This window comes from Catenibacterium sp. AM22-6LB (assembly GCF_003435615.1).
In the GTDB taxonomy this organism is placed as follows: domain Bacteria; phylum Bacillota_I; class Bacilli_A; order Erysipelotrichales; family Coprobacillaceae; genus Catenibacterium; species Catenibacterium mitsuoka_A.
This window is the reverse complement of record NZ_QTUM01000002.1, coordinates 15,870-31,473: the sequence shown is the minus strand read 5'-3', so window position 1 is coordinate 31,473 and position 15,604 is coordinate 15,870. Positions and strand designations below refer to the sequence as shown.

Sequence of the window (15,604 nt, the reverse complement as noted above, 5' to 3'; positions counted from 1 at the left end):
ACGTGACATTATATTTATGCATATGAAGAGAGGGATTCTCTACTGGTTTCGCATAGAAAAAAAATACCATGTATCACATTTTTTACACGTTTAACAGATGATGAATACGCAGAGCATTATTTTAATTTTAATGTCTGCAGGATGAGTGCAAGATTATCATTTGTTAAATTACAGTTTTCGATTAAGTTTTCAAGTTGATCACACTGTTCACCGTCATCTATAACGTCGAAACGACTGCGCCATATTGTCGGTAAGATTCTATCATCGTTATCAGGGTCAAAACAACCAAATGAACGTTCCATGTATTCATATGCGATAGGATTGACATTCGGTTTAAAGAATGTACAAACACAATTGAATAACCATTCCGGGTCGATATTTGAGATAAAACCATCATATACACTTGCCGTTATTTCAGGGTCATATCCTGCTTGAATAAAAGCATTCCGACACTGTTCTTGATATGGTCGGTATTTTTTCTTAAGTTCAGGATTGCGTTGAATGTCTTTAGCTTTGATACATTTAAAATCAACATCTGGATGTTCCACATCTAAAAAATGACGTTTATCATAATTGTTTTTGCCTTCTGTCTGTTGGTTGACTTCCTACCAAAGTGTTGCCTATCCTTGATGAACTGTAATCTTGCATTTTCCTTGTTTTTCTTTTAAAGTAAAGAATACTCAATAAGAAAACATATATTAAGGACTGAATCCATTATTGGGTTCAGTCCTTTTAATACTATATTCCTGATACAACTTTAATCATTAATAATACTAATACAATTGGAATTAATGGTTTAATAATCTTAGAACCGTTATTCACAACCATTCCAGCACCTACATAATGTCCTGCAATACTAAAGCATGAAGCAGCAAGTCCTAATCCCCATAGAATCTTACCTGCTAAGATAAATGTAACTAATGCTGAAATGTTTGAAGATAGATTTACTACCTTTACATTTCCTGTCGCCTTGTCTATTGGCATCTTCGCAAACTTAGTAAATACAAGTAATAAGAATGTACCTGTTCCTGGACCATAGAATCCATCATAGCAGCCAATCACAAATGAGCATACAATCGCAATCAAATATTGTTTAGTCTTTGTCATTCCCACTGGAACTTCTACATCCATATTCTTATCTTTTAATACACAGATTGCGACAACTGGCAAAAGAACAACTAATACCATCTTTAGAATATAATCACTCATAATGAGTGTAAGATTTGCACCTGCGACAGAACCAATGAGTGCGCCAATGACTGTTCCTGGTACAAATCCCCAATCTACTTTCTTATTCTTAATAAGTCTTGCAGTCGATACAACAGTGCCTGTTGAAGATGATAGCTTATTTGTCGCAATTGCGGCGTGTACTGGTATTCCTGCAAACATATAGGCTGGAAGTGAAATCAGACCTCCCCCACCTGCAATTGAATCTACAAAGCCCGCTAGAAATACTAACGGACATACAATGAAATAAATCCCCATTTTCCCTTTTCCTTTACATAAGATATAAGAGGTGAATACATCGATTCCCTATTTTAGCGATTTAAGAAAGAGATGTAAACTACCTTTTTATCTGAGAAACATTTAATATGTTTTGTTAGACAGTGTCTAGCAAAGTTCAAAACTCTATTTTAAGGTAAAACAAAAACTCCCAAAAGGGAGTTCTTGAATGTCTCTTGTAATAAGTGATAAATAATATTATCTCTTTGAGAACTGTGGAGCACGTCTTGCTTTTTTAAGACCGTATTTCTTACGTTCTTTAACTCTTGAATCACGAGTTAATAAGCCAGCTGCCTTTAATGTTGGTCTGTAATCAGAACCAGCTTCAAGTAAAGCTCTTGCGATACCATGACGGATAGCACCAGCCTGACCTGAGATACCTCCACCATTAACATTAACTTTTACATCGAACTTATCCTTTGTACCAGTTAATTCTAATGGCTGGTCAACGATCATTAATAATGCGTCTGAAGGAAGGTATTCCTTAGCAGCCTTACCGTTGATTTCGCATTTACCAGTACCTGGTGTTAAGATAACACGAGCTACTGAAGATTTTCTACGACCTGTTCCTCTGTACTGTACGTTTGCCATTTATTCTTCCTCCTACTTTAACTTTAATTCTACTGGTTTCTGAGCAGCATGTGGATGTTCACTACCAGCATAAACAAATAATTTCTTAGCCTGCTGTCTGCCAAGAGTGTTGTGTGGAAGCATACCTTTGATGGCTGTTTCTACGAATCCAGTTGGATTCTGTTCCTGGAACTGTCTAGCAGTTTTAACTTTTAAACCACCTAAGAATCCAGAATGGTGATAGTACTTCACCTTGTCTAACTTCTTACCTGTCATTACTACTTTTTCTGCATTGATGATAACTACATAGTCACCAGTGTCTACATGTGGAGTATAAGTAGGCTTGTTCTTACCTCTTAATACTGTAGCAACCTGAGATGCTAAACGACCTAATGTAAGACCAGTTGCATCTACAACATACCATTTTCTTTCAATTGTGGCTTCTTTAGCCATTGTTGTTTGTCTCATTCTTTTTTCTCCTTTTAAAATAACCTTACCGGGGTCTTTTTAAAATGATTTTATCCAGGGAAACGTATTGTCCGTTGATAAGGGTCAGACTGTTTCCTGAACAAACAAACTCATGCATTCTTGTATCAAGGTGTAATACCCCTTGAACAGAACAATCTTATTATAGCAACACACGCACTTTTGTCAATGATTAAAGGAAAAATTCTCTTGAATTTTTCTATTGTTTTCCTTTCTTGAATTCGATGTGATCAAGAACATGAAGATGGTATTCTTTAGCTAGTTTTTCTAGGTAATGATACATCTCACAGCTGAGTTGTTCAGGTGAATGAGCATCTAATCCAAGAATAATATCATTGCCTATCATAGAGGCAATCTGAAAGAAATAGGCATTAGCATAAGGATAAACATCCTTCCCATTCATCTTCACTTCACCTTTACGTACACCTCCTGCATTAAGTTCTAGAGGGGTGTTTGTGGCTTTTGCCTTCTTACATATACGTAAGATAACTTCTTTGCTGACATCGTCTATTTTTCCATATCCCATTAAAAAGAGATCAGGATGGGCTATGTAAGTGAATAGTCCTGTATCCATGGCTTTTTCTAATTCTTCTACATAATTAAGTAAATCTTTTTTTGTAAGATTCTTTCTACCATAGTAACAGTCATGGATGCTATGTTTATGGAAATGATGTCCTAGAATCAAATAATCGACTTCTCCAGAGCTTAATAAGTTCTGATAGTAATCTAGGTAGTCTTCAAAGAATTCTGCCTCAAATCCCTTATATATCTTGATATAGTGGAAATGCTTCTGACAGTTGTTAAGCGCATCTAGATAATCTTCTTTTTCATCATAAGGCATACGCATCTTAGGACCATTTCTTAAAAAAGCGCCTATACATGATTTAAGACCTTGAATAGAACGAATTGAAGGAAGTGAGTGAAGAAGATGAGAACGGTAATGAGGTAAAGCGATATGACAGCTCATGCCTATTTCTTGATAGCCTTCATGTAATGCTGCTTCTATCATTTCATATTCATTTCCTACTGCATGTCCACAGCGATATGTGTGGGTATGATAGTTAATCATCTTCTTCATAATACACTTCCTGTAAGTAAAGACCTTCTGGTTTGGCCTTAAATAAACATTTTTTCTTTCCTTTAGAGTTAAGCAAGTCTTCTACAAATTCTTTTGTACGCCAATGGGATCCTACTTGAATAAGTGCACCAGAGATTAAACGGACCATATAGCGACGAAATCCATTTCCTACAAATCTCATTGTGACAATCCCATCTTCTTCTTGTATATCAATTGTTTCTATAACACGGATTGTATCTCCTAAACCGTTAAAGACACAAAATGAGGCAAAGTCATGTTCTCCTAAAAAAATCTTTGCACACTCCCTCATAGCTTCTATATCTAATGGACGATTGTGCTGATAGACATAGAGTCTCTCTATTGGGTTATAAGGTTTTGTAGAAACAAGATAACGATATTCTTTCTTTTTTGCACTATAGCGTGCATGAAAAGATTCATCAACTATGAATGAATCCTTGATATAGATATCATCAGGAAGGAAATTGTTTAAGGCACGAATCCATTGTTTTTCAGGTATTTCTTTATTGATATCATAATGAAAGACCTGCCCTACTGCATGGACACCCGCATCTGTTCTTCCTGATGAGTGAATTGTAACTTCTTCATGAGTAATCTTATAAATGGCTTTTTGTATTTCTTCTTGTACTGTACGTTTATCTGGCTGGATCTGCCATCCATAGAAGTGTGTACCATCATAAGCCACTATACATTTTATTCTCATAGTATAAAGCTCAATACTACAACACCTGTCACAACAATAAGTGAAAAGATGAGAGAAAGTGTATCACCTAAATCCCACTTTACCTGATGGTAACGTGTTCTTGTTGCTTCTGGGTTATAGTTTCTACTTTCCATAGCATTTGCGAGATCATCTGCACGCATGAAGGCAGAGATAAATAACGGAATAATTAAAGAGACAATGGCAGAAACCTTCTCTTTAAATGTGCCTTCCTGGAAGTCTACACCTCTAGATGCCTGTGCTTTCATGATTCTTTGTGTTTCTTCTAATAATGTAGGAATGAATCGTAAAGCGATAGAGATCATCATCGCAATTTCATGAGTTGGAAAACCAACCTTCTTAAGTGGTCCAAAGAGTTTTTCTAGACCTAGTGTTAAGTCTAATGGCTTTGTACAGGCTGTTAGAAGGGTTGTCATAGAGATAATTAAGATTAAACGTATAAGAATATAGGCTGTCTGTTTTAAGGCTCCAGAATAGATTTTAACAGGTCCTAGAGTACATACGACAGAACCAGTCTGTAAGAATAAGAGATTGAATAAGGCAAGAAAAGCCATCATGAAAATCATTGGCTTCATAGCCTTCATAACATCCTTGAATGAAATCTTAGATAAAAGAAGACATAAAATGACATAGGCAGATAAAATACCATAACCAATAAAACCTGCATCAAAAAATACAGCAATTAAGAATAATAAAAGAAGACCTATTTTTAAACGTGGGTCTCTTTTATGTATAAAAGAGTTAAGAGGAAGATAACGTCCTATGATCATGCTATCCATTGTATTCTCCTCCTATTGCGTTAACTAATTCATCTATATCTTTAATAGATGGGTTGATATGGAAACCACCCATATTAAGTTCTTGAATGAAATCAGTAATAACAGGTAAATCAATACTCATTGATTCAAGATAGTCTCTTTCACTAAAGAGTTCATCTACATCGCAATATCGTTCTACTTCACCATGGTTCATGACTACTACATGATCACAATATTGTAATACATGGTTCATATCATGAGAGACCATGATAACTGTCTTACCACTTTCCTGGAACTTCTTAAATAATTCCAACATTTCTTTAGCCCCTTGTGGATCTAAACCTGCTGTTGGTTCATCTAAGACAAGAATATCTGGTTCCATGGCAAGTATTCCAGCAATGGCTACTCTTCTTTTTTGTCCACCTGATAATTCAAATGGTGATCTTTCAAGATATGATTCATCTAAGCCAACGAGCTTTAATACCTTACCTGCACGTTCTTTCGCCTCTTCTTCAGACATACCGAAGTTAGTAGGACCAAAGATAATATCTTTCTCGATAGTTTCTTCAAATAACTGATATTCTGGAAACTGGAAAACTAAACCAGCTTTTTTTCTTAATGGTTTTAAAACTTCTGGTTTTTCTCCAGCACGAATCACAAATTCATCAATATCTACTTCACCATTAGATGGTAAAAGCAAGGCATTGATATGCTGGATGAGAGTAGATTTACCACTTCCAGTATGACCAATAAGAGCTGTAAAGGAACCCTGAGGGATTTTTAAAGAGACATCCTTTAAGGCAATATATGAAAATGGAGTGTTTTCTCCATATATATAATTTACTTTTTTAAATTCAATTGACATAATTCTTTCACCAGCTTTTCTTTATTTATGATTGGTTTAATTGGATAGCCTGAATCATGAAGTTTTTTAGAAATCTTATAGGCAAATGGTACATCTAAGCCAATACGTTCTAACTCTTCCTTTTGTGTTAATACTTTTTCAGGAGTTCCTTCATCAATAATATGACCATTATCTAATAATATGACATAATCTGAAAGAGCTGCTTCTTCTATATCATGAGTAATAGAGAGAATAGTCATATTCTGTGTTTGATTGAGTTCATGAACAAGATTGTTGATTTCAATCTTACCGCGAGGATCAAGCATACTTGTGGCTTCATCTAAAATAATAATAGATGGATGCATTGCAAGGATTCCTGCAATGGCGACACGCTGCTTCTGTCCTCCTGAAAGTTTTGTAGGTTCATGATCTAGGAATTCAGTCATGTTGACTTTTTTCGCATATGTCTGAATGATATCTTCCATATCTTCTGTAGGAACACATAGGTTCTCTAAACCAAAGGCAATATCATCTCTGACTGTTGAACCAATAAACTGGTTATCAGGATTTTGGAATACAATACCTACCTTTTCTCTAACATCATAGAGATGTTCTTCATCTAAGTGGATACCATCTACAGTGATATCACCTGTTTTTGGTTCAAGTAAACCAATAATTAATTTCGCAATCGTACTTTTACCAGAACCATTATGACCTAATACAACTGTATAGCTGCCTTTAGGTACTGAAAAAGAAATTTGATCAATTGTTTTGGCACCTTCTTCGTACTCAAAACTTAGATTATTTATGTCTACCGCATTTGCCATAGTTAGCCTCCTAATTATTAAAACACGTGTTCTAAGTGTATCATTTTATTTTTGTTTCATCAATATATTCATATTCTGAGTACTGATCATCTATTTCCCCGGCAATACTGAGTTTATAGTTAAGATTCTCTTTATAGTTAAGTGAGAAATAACAGCTATAAAGAATATCTAATATACAGGTAATAGATTCAGTGGATGCAAAATCCCCAATCTTAGTATTCAACATTTCTCTTGATGAGATTCTTAAGCTCACATCTGATAATTTAACAAGTGTACTTTTAGAAATACTTGTAATCGCAATAATTGGTGTATGTTTACTTTTTAGTTTCTTCGCAAGATGGATTATATGTGTTGTTTCACCAGAATAAGAGATAATAATGGCACAGTGTTCAGGACCACTCATGGATGCTTGAACTAGGTCATTACCAGATATCATAACGGTATCGACACGTTCTTGAATAGAATACATCTTCTGGGCAAAAGATTGAGCCAAATGTTGTTTATTAGGTCTTGTATATATATCAATATACTTGGCATCTCTTAAGAGTTTTAATGCATTCATAAGATCATCATGTTTCATCAAGTGTTTTGTATCTTCTATTGTCTCTTCATGTAGTTTAAATATATTATTTGATATAACAGAAATATCATCACTTATTAGAAACGGAATAGACGCATCGATGTCCTGAGATGCATACATATACTCTAATTCTTCTAGAAATGCTTTTTTGAATTGATTCCAGCCATCATAACCCATTTTCTTTGCGATACGTATTAATAGTGAAGGGCTAGTAAAAGTTGCTTCAGCGATCTCTTTAGTAGTCATATTTTTGATATCCATGCCTTTATTTAAAATAAATTGGATAATGAGTGCTTCAGAATCACTGAAATGTGTTTGTTCAATTTGATGAATGATCATAGTTTTCACCTCTATCGCCCATTATAGTGAAAAGAGGCCTAAAACGCAAAGAAAACAGCTTTTAGGCTGTTTTCTTTAAGTCATCTATCTTTTGTTTAAATTCTTTTAGTCGTCTTTGTTCTTCTTGATAGCTAGAATAAAGATGATCGACTTCATCCATATAATATTGATTTTTCTCTTTTGAGAAATAATGTCCTATGCTATTTTTAGCACGTTCATTTAGTTCTTTTTTTATTGCTTCTAGATTTTCCATATGACCTATTAATTGATTCTTCTTTTTATCATATGTTTTCTCTAGTTTTTCTACATTTATAAGTATATCGTTATTCTTATCAATGTCTTTTAAATGTTTCTGATCATTAAAATAACGATTGAATGAATCTTTTGCTTTACTAATAGCCTTCTTATAAAGCTCATCTTTGTCATCACACTTCAACTGAGTGGATAATATATGCAAAGATATATTATAGTGATCGGAAGTGGGAGTTTGATTTACTGAAGGTTTTGGACGCTTTTTGCTGACTTGTCGAGGGTCAGTGGAATTTGTATAAGAAGCTTGCTGAAGGCTTTTTATGTTTGATTTCATACTAGTGACTCCCTCCTTTCCGATTACAGTTGTATCATAATCAAGAATTTGCTAGATGACAACAACATTTTTTTAATTGTAAACAACGTATACAAATGAATTCCCTTACAATGTAAAATTGTGTGAATGTGATTTGAACAAAAAAAATACCAGAATCAACCTGGTATTCGTATTACTTAATCAGTTTAAATGTAGTTTTATTCATTGTAGAACTATCATGTCCTATGAATAATTCAAATTCGCCAGGTTCGCTATCATAAGTCATGTCGCTTCTATAAAACTTTAACATATCATTATTAATAATAAATTCAACTACTTTCTTTTCTTTACTTCTTAAGCTGACTTTTTTTATAGCTTTTAATTCTTTTACTGGTCTTGAAACAGAAGCTACTTTATCCTTTAAATAGAGTTGTACCGTCTCTGTCCCATCATAATCAGATGTATTTTCAATTATGACAGTGGCTTCAATCAATCCATCCTTTTTCAATATTTCTGAATTCAATGTAATAGATGAATATTTAAAATCACTATAAGATAAACCATATCCAAAACAGTAAAGTGGATCATTTGGTGCATCTATATATTTAGAAATGAAGCGATTATTATCTGACTTATTAATTAGTGGCCTACCTGTTGGTAAATAGCTATAATTAATAGGACATTGCCCTACATGATAAGGAAATGAAATAGAAAGTCTTGCTGAAGGATTCGCTATACCAAACAATATATCTGCAATACCATTACCACCCTCTATTCCAGGGTACCAGCATTGCATAATGGCATTACTAATTTTAGTGATTTCATTGAGAATGAGTGGTCTACCACTAAATACAAGAGTAATAATAGGTTTATTTAGTTTTGATAATTCTTTTATTAAATTCATCTGCACATCTGGTAACTTTAAATCAACTCGTGAAGCTGCTTCACCACTTTGATATGGATGTTCACCTACTGCAAGAATAATAACATCTGAATGGTCAGCACATTTTATAGCTCTTGCAAGTTCATCAGAATCATCAATTAAAGAACTATCTATACTACTTTTTCCAAATAATTGATTTAATTCATTTACAACAGTATAATCATCTAACATTTGACTACCAATACAAGAACAAAGATTATTGCTGTATTGTTTGAGTCCTTTTTTTAGATTGACAACTTCCTTATCATCAACTGTAAAAGACCACATTCCACATAGTTCCCTGCTTTCGCTATAAGGCCCAATGAGTGCTATTTTAGTATCCTTCTTTAAAGGCAGAATATTGTCTTCGTTCTTTAATAAAACACAAGATTTTGTCACTGCTTCACGCGCTTTTGATTTGAATTCCTTAGATAATATATATTGCTTTTCTGCTATTGAATTTGCTCCTCGATATGGATTTTCAAATAGACCCAAATCATTTTTTAACTTTAATACTCTTAAGGCAGCTTCATCTATATATTTTATATCTAATTCACCATTTTTAATGAGCTGACTTAAATTATTAGCATAACATGCAGTCATCATATCAATATCAGTACCTGCTCTTATAGCCATAGAAGCTGCAATTTTTTCATTCTCCGCTACTCCATGATTAATTAACTCTTTTACTGCAGAATGATCAGATATGGTTACTCCATTAAATCCCCATTCATTTCTTAAAACGTCTCTTAATAATTTTTTATTTGCAGTAACAGGAATACGATTTATCGTATTAAATGATGTCATCACCATCTTACAACCTGCATTTATTGCAGCTTGATATGCAGGAAGATATTCTTCTCTAAGAGTTCGCTCAGATAACTCTACAGTATTATAATCTCTGCCTGATAAAACGCCTCCATAACCTGCAAAATGTTTTATACATGAAGCAATATTCTTATTTGGATCATTAGTTCCTTGGTACCCCTTAACCATTGCAGAAGCATATTGGCTATTTAAATACGTATCTTCACTATATGTCTCCATTACACGTCCCCATCTTGCATCATGAACCATATCAACCATAGGCGAGAATGTAACATGAATACCACTCACTGCTGCTTCTTTTGCAGCTATTTCAGCTGTTTCTTCAACCATTTGAAAATCAAATGAACACCCCAGTGCAATAGGAATTGGAAATACTGTTTTATAACCATTAATAATATCAGCCATAAATAGTAAAGGAATTTTATGCTTACTTTTTTTTAAATATTCATTCTGAATAGTTCTTATGTCTTGTGCATTAGTTGCATTTAATATAGATCCAACATAAGGTATCATATTCTCATCGATTCCAATAGAACTAATGGGACCTGTTTTTATTGCATTATTTCTACTAAAAAAATCAGGATTTAATTGAATTAACTGACCAATTTTTTCTTCTAAACTAAGTGAATTAAATAACTCAATTAAATTATCTTCTCTCATCTTTATCCTCCATTTTTTAATTGCTATAAATAATTATAGCTCATCCCTATATTTATATAATTGTTAAAATAGAGATGAGCTAATCTTTGTACCGATTGTAAAATAATAAACCAAAAGAAATAAAACAATCGTCTTATTTGATTTAAGGTAGGTCAAACGCGTTCTTCTATTTATAATCCATTATTTTCAATTACATTTCGATAGTAGTAAAAACTATCTTTTTTGATTCTTTGACATTCTTTAATGTTGAAATTATCACGATCTACAAATATTAACCCATATCTTTTATCAAATCCTTGTGATGAGGATAAAATATCCACAAAACTCCAATGCTGATAACCAATAAGATTTACACCTTCATCTAAAGCCTTCTGCATCTGCTCAATATGATCATGCAAATATTGAACACGTTTTATGTCATGAACTTTTCCGTCACATAACTCTTCCAATTCACTCCATCCGTTTTCACAAATCATAATAGGCTTTTTAAAACGTACATAACACTCTTTTAATGCCATTTTTAAAGCTCTGGGATCATAGCTCCAATTCCATTGTCCATATTCTAAATATGGATTCTTTTTAATATCAACATCTATTCCAATATTAAAACTTCCATTTCTAGAAGTTGCACTTACTGTTTGAGTACAATACCAATTCACTCCTAGATAATCAGCTGTACCTTCTTTTAAGATAGAATCATCTTCCTCTAAAATATTAGGAACCGTATCTTCTTTTATCCATTTATTCATTACCACAGGATTAATTGTTCCATAAACATATGTTTCCATAGGTGCAAAAGCCATCATATCTTGAATATCATATGCAAGTGCAACATCATCAGGATGACAAGTTTCTGGATAAAAAGTTGGATAAGATACACATGGTCCGATATGTGCATTAGGATACATTTTATGACATGTAATAATCGCCTTTGCACTCGCTAAATACATATTATAATCACACTGTACTAATTTTTTTGAAAGTTGTGGATCATCCTTTTTTAGCCCAAGCATATCATGCATCATTACCATTACATTTTGTTCATTAATTGTTAACCAATAATTCACTTTGTTTCCAAATAGTTTAAAACATGTACGACAATAATTCTCATATAAATCAATACATTTTCTTGAAACAAAACCTTCATACTTTTCTACTAATGCCCATGGTATATCAAAGTGTAATAATGTCACAACAGGTTCTATATGATTTTCAACTAATAGGTCGATAAGTTTCTTATAATAAGCAACCCCCTCACTATTAATAGTCCCCTCACCATCAGGATAGATTCTTGCCCAACTAATTGAGAAGCGATATGATTTTAATCCTAATTCTTTCATTAAAGAAACATCTTGCTCTAAATGATGATATCCATCGCTTGCTACAGAACTGTCTGCTTGAATATCTCTTTTTGCTTTACATCTTTCATCCGCCACTGTCCATCCTTTACCATCTTCTAAATAGGCACCTTCATACTGGAATGCACTTGTAGCAGCTCCCCACAAAAATTTTTTAGGAAAACTCATTTTAATTACCTATCTTTTCTTCTTCTAATGCAGCATTATCTGCTAACTTAAAGAATGGATAATAAATTGCGGTATTAAGTGCTACTAAAATAATAACTAAAACCAATAATGCAATACCACCTGATAAGAAATACTTAATAAATACAGGAGTAGTCCAAGGTAATAATTCCATCATTGGATTGTAAGTGAATGGTACAACTATTAAATATATCCACGCTACAATTCCAGAAATAACACAGTTTAGAGTCATCGGAATAAAAAAGAATGGATTTAAAATAATTGGCATACCAAAGATTAGTGGTTCATTAATATTAAAGATATGAGGAACTAAAGCTAATTTAAACATCTGTTTATAACGTTTAGATTTAGCACTAATCATAGAAATTAATAATCCAAGTGTATTACCATTTCCTCCAATACCTGCAATAAGATAAACAAGTAAAGGTAATACATATAACATATCCTGACCTTTTCCAAACTTATCAATATTATCTAACATCATGACATATAAAACACTGCTGACTGGTCCCTGAATAGTCTGTGGATGAATTCCAAACCACCAGAATACATTACTTAAGAATAAGACAAAGATTAATGCTGGAATAGAAGTACCAATAGCTAATAAAGGTTTTGCGATAATCTGAGATACAAATTCAGTAACATACTTATATGAAGTATATGAGAAACCTGCACGTACTGCAAATAATAATCCAAAAACAATCATTGCAACGAAAATGGGTTCTAATGATTCAGTAACCATTGATGGAACTGAATCCGGCATTTTGAAAGTAATATTTTTTTCACATAAATAACAATATAGGTGACCAACACAAAGAGAAACAATTAAAGCAAGCACAATAGCTGAAGCGCCTAAATTACTAATAGGTAATGCTGCAACTGTTTCTTTTCCTACTGTAACACTCTGAGGCATAAGTAAGATAAAACCTGCAAGAGAAATAAAACCACAAGTAATTCCGCTCTGTTTTCTATTAACTGCGAAATTATATGCAATTGCAAATACTACATAAATAGAAATCACACTAGTACTAGCAGTTAATGCTGCATCAATAGAATCTTTAAGTCCTATTTTTGCTAGCCAATCAGTAAATCCTGTAATAGGTAAGTTCCCTATTATTGAAAAAATAATTAATCCCAACGTAATAGGCATTAATTTTACAAATCCAGCTGAGATAGCCTTTAGAGACTGGTTATCACTCAACTTCTGAGCAACTGGAGTAACAAAATCTTGTAATCCTTTTTCTAAATTTTTAAACATTTTTTATATCCCCTTTCAAATTTGATTACAATACCATTATACGGATAACGCTTACACAGAATGGTATAATCTATAGTAATTTGGTAAATTATATTGTTTGTTTTATTTGATTGATGTTAATATAAATAAGAGGTATCTTATGATTGAAACATTTTTAAAAAATATTGATTATTTCTATGAAACTACAAAAATCCCTATTTTTATACTTAATTCTAATAATGTGATTACCGCTTGTACTCAAGATTTTTTTAAGTTACCTAAGGATTGTTTTAAACATTTATTAAAGTCTTCTATTATTAAATGGAAAAAAATTGGTATCTTGAATACAAAAAGTGATATTATCTTCTTTATTAAGTATAAAGACAATATGATTTGTATTGGTCCAATGTTGTTAAATTCTATATATCAATATCGTTCAATAAAACAAATCACTTTTTTTAATTTCTTAAAAACTAAACCCCAATTAGATGAAGTCCAAAAAAAATGTACCACCTTTAATGATCATTCATTTACTTATATACAGATTATTTATCATCTTCTAACGAACGATGTACTCACTATAGAGGATATTAGAAAAATTCTTCATGAGAATAAGCAAAGTGAATCAAAAGATGATCTAGAGGAATTAAAAATAACTAAAAGAGAATATACAAATCAAATTTACACTTTTCTTGATGAGCAAAAATTTTTAAAGTATATACATGATGGAGATAGTATATCTGCACGTACTCTTATTGCTAAACTGATTAAAAACGAATCAGAACTGCTTTCTAACGATAAAATTCAATCAACAAAATATAAAATAGTGTCCATTGTTACATTAATTACTAGACAGGTAATAGAAACTGGTGTCCATCTTGAAGATGCCTATGGTTTAAGTGATGTATGTATTAGAAAGGTAGACACAGCACAAGATATGAATCGATTAAATGAAGTACTTATGCGTACAATTATTGACTTTTGCACCTTAGTAAAGAAAAACCTATCAACTCAATATCCCTTATGGACAAGAACATGTATAGAGTACATTAATCAAAATTTACATAGAAATATTTCACTTGATGATATTGCAAGTGAAATCAATATGAATGGAAAATATGTATCTGTACAATTTAAAAAAATAACTGGAGAAGGCCTCGTCGAATATATAAACAGAAAAAAAATAGAAGAAAGTCAATTTCTTCTAATTAATACAAAATTATCTATTTTAGAAATCTCAACAATATTAAATTATACCGATCAAAGTCATTTCACTAAAATATTTAAAAAATATACTAAAATGACTCCTAAACAGTATCGTAATATGTATTGAAAAAGAAGTGGCTATATAATAATACGCCACTTCTTTTTCAATTAAAATACCACAATTATTTTTGGTATTATTTCTTAAGTTTAGCTAATTTTTTCTTTAAATCTGCAATTCTGTTATTTTCTTCTTCATAATCAGCTAACATCTGATTAACAGCTTTCTTTGCATATTCAGCGGCATCTTCAGTAAATGTCTTATTTAGTTTATCTGTTGCTGTAACTTCGATTTCTTTCTTTAATGCATTAAGGTTTTCTACATGGCCATCCAACTGAGCTTTCTTTTTATCAATGATTTTTTCGATTTCTTCTGCATTACAAACTACATCTTGCTCATGATTTTCTGGGAAAACTGGTGCATCTTTAAAGTAACGATCATATGATTCTTTTGCTTTTTCAATAATTTTGTTAGTATTCATAATTATTTCCTCCATTATTTCTTGATTTCATCAAGCTTCTTTTCTAAATCATCAATTCTTTTTCTTTCTTCTTCATAATCTTTAAGCATCTGGTTAACAGTTGTCTTAGTATATTCTTCTTTATCTTTAGGGAATGTGTTATTAAGAACGGTTGCAGATTCACCTTCAAGTTCTTTCTTAAGTGTGTTTAAGTTATTAACATGTCCTTCAAGCTGGTTTACTTTTTTATTGATGATTTCTTTCATCTTTTCTTTATCAAAGACTACATCCTGTCCATGGTTTTCTGGTAATTTTGGTGCATCCTTGAAATAACGATCATATGAGTCCTTTGCCTGATCTAAAATCTTTTTAACATCTATATTCATAATTGCTTCCTCCT

General features: G+C 32.3%; 17 protein-coding genes. 1 reads left to right on the top strand and 16 read right to left on the bottom strand.

What is annotated here, in order from left to right:
- Positions 1–116 precede the first annotated feature (116 nt).
- The 14 genes from DW269_RS01015 to DW269_RS00950 all read right to left on the bottom strand — a co-directional run bounded on the left by DW269_RS01015 (position 117) and on the right by DW269_RS00950 (position 13,501).
- On the bottom strand, positions 117–548 hold the full coding sequence (locus DW269_RS01015; RefSeq protein WP_117458152.1) for a hypothetical protein: 432 nt from the start codon (positions 546–548) through the stop codon (positions 117–119).
- A 190-nt stretch (positions 549–738) separates the two neighbouring features.
- Positions 739–1,485, bottom strand: coding sequence for a TSUP family transporter (locus DW269_RS01010; protein WP_117458151.1), 747 nt, complete (start codon positions 1,483–1,485; stop codon positions 739–741).
- Positions 1,486–1,701: 216 nt separating this feature from the next.
- The gene (gene rpsI / locus DW269_RS01005) at positions 1,702–2,094 is read right to left on the bottom strand and encodes a 30S ribosomal protein S9 (protein ID WP_117458150.1); all 393 of its coding nucleotides are present in this window, start codon (positions 2,092–2,094) and stop codon (positions 1,702–1,704) included.
- Positions 2,095–2,106: 12 nt separating this feature from the next.
- Positions 2,107–2,541: a 50S ribosomal protein L13 gene (rplM, locus tag DW269_RS01000; protein ID WP_006505660.1), complete on the bottom strand. Its 435-nt coding sequence runs from the start codon at positions 2,539–2,541 to the stop codon at positions 2,107–2,109.
- Between the two features lie 217 nt (positions 2,542–2,758).
- Positions 2,759–3,637 (bottom strand): PHP domain-containing protein, encoded by an 879-nt coding sequence (locus DW269_RS00995; protein WP_117458149.1) that lies wholly within the window; start codon positions 3,635–3,637, stop codon positions 2,759–2,761.
- Positions 3,621–4,358 carry a tRNA pseudouridine(38-40) synthase TruA gene (truA, locus tag DW269_RS00990; protein ID WP_117458148.1) on the bottom strand — a complete coding sequence of 246 codons (738 nt, stop codon included), beginning with the start codon at positions 4,356–4,358 and terminating at the stop codon, positions 3,621–3,623. Before truA ends, DW269_RS00995 begins: the two co-directional genes overlap by 17 nt.
- Entirely contained in the window at positions 4,355–5,155 is an 801-nt protein-coding gene (locus tag DW269_RS00985) for an energy-coupling factor transporter transmembrane protein EcfT (protein ID WP_022425033.1), read from the bottom strand. Before DW269_RS00985 ends, truA begins: the two co-directional genes overlap by 4 nt.
- Positions 5,148–5,999 carry an energy-coupling factor transporter ATPase gene (locus DW269_RS00980; RefSeq protein WP_117458147.1) on the bottom strand — a complete coding sequence of 284 codons (852 nt, stop codon included), beginning with the start codon at positions 5,997–5,999 and terminating at the stop codon, positions 5,148–5,150. The genes DW269_RS00985 and DW269_RS00980 overlap by 8 nt, the downstream gene beginning before the upstream one ends.
- Positions 5,975–6,805, bottom strand: coding sequence for an energy-coupling factor transporter ATPase (locus DW269_RS00975; RefSeq protein WP_117458146.1), 831 nt, complete (start codon positions 6,803–6,805; stop codon positions 5,975–5,977). Before DW269_RS00975 ends, DW269_RS00980 begins: the two co-directional genes overlap by 25 nt.
- 40 nt (positions 6,806–6,845) lie before the next feature.
- Positions 6,846–7,724: a MurR/RpiR family transcriptional regulator gene (locus tag DW269_RS00970; RefSeq protein ID WP_117458145.1), complete on the bottom strand. Its 879-nt coding sequence runs from the start codon at positions 7,722–7,724 to the stop codon at positions 6,846–6,848.
- Between the two features lie 61 nt (positions 7,725–7,785).
- Positions 7,786–8,310, bottom strand: coding sequence for a hypothetical protein (locus DW269_RS00965; protein WP_117458144.1), 525 nt, complete (start codon positions 8,308–8,310; stop codon positions 7,786–7,788).
- 172 nt (positions 8,311–8,482) lie between these two features.
- On the bottom strand, positions 8,483–10,699 hold the full coding sequence (gene bglX, locus DW269_RS00960; RefSeq protein WP_117458143.1) for a beta-glucosidase BglX: 2,217 nt from the start codon (positions 10,697–10,699) through the stop codon (positions 8,483–8,485).
- 170 nt (positions 10,700–10,869) lie between these two features.
- Positions 10,870–12,225: a glycoside hydrolase family 1 protein gene (locus DW269_RS00955; RefSeq protein ID WP_117458142.1), complete on the bottom strand. Its 1,356-nt coding sequence runs from the start codon at positions 12,223–12,225 to the stop codon at positions 10,870–10,872.
- A gap of 1 nt (position 12,226) precedes the next feature.
- Positions 12,227–13,501, bottom strand: a complete 1,275-nt coding sequence (locus tag DW269_RS00950) for a PTS sugar transporter subunit IIC (RefSeq protein ID WP_117458141.1) — start codon at positions 13,499–13,501, stop codon at positions 12,227–12,229.
- Positions 13,502–13,640: 139 nt separating this feature from the next.
- Here DW269_RS00950 and DW269_RS00945 point away from each other — a divergent pair, with 139 nt between their 5' ends.
- Positions 13,641–14,813 carry an AraC family transcriptional regulator gene (locus tag DW269_RS00945; protein ID WP_117458140.1) on the top strand — a complete coding sequence of 391 codons (1,173 nt, stop codon included), beginning with the start codon at positions 13,641–13,643 and terminating at the stop codon, positions 14,811–14,813.
- Between the two features lie 67 nt (positions 14,814–14,880).
- Here the strand turns inward: DW269_RS00945 and DW269_RS00940 are convergent, their stop codons facing one another.
- Positions 14,881–15,225: a hypothetical protein gene (locus DW269_RS00940; RefSeq protein ID WP_233502416.1), complete on the bottom strand. Its 345-nt coding sequence runs from the start codon at positions 15,223–15,225 to the stop codon at positions 14,881–14,883.
- A gap of 14 nt (positions 15,226–15,239) precedes the next feature.
- Entirely contained in the window at positions 15,240–15,590 is a 351-nt protein-coding gene (locus DW269_RS00935) for a hypothetical protein (protein ID WP_117458138.1), read from the bottom strand.
- Between the last annotated feature and the right edge of the window lie 14 nt (positions 15,591–15,604).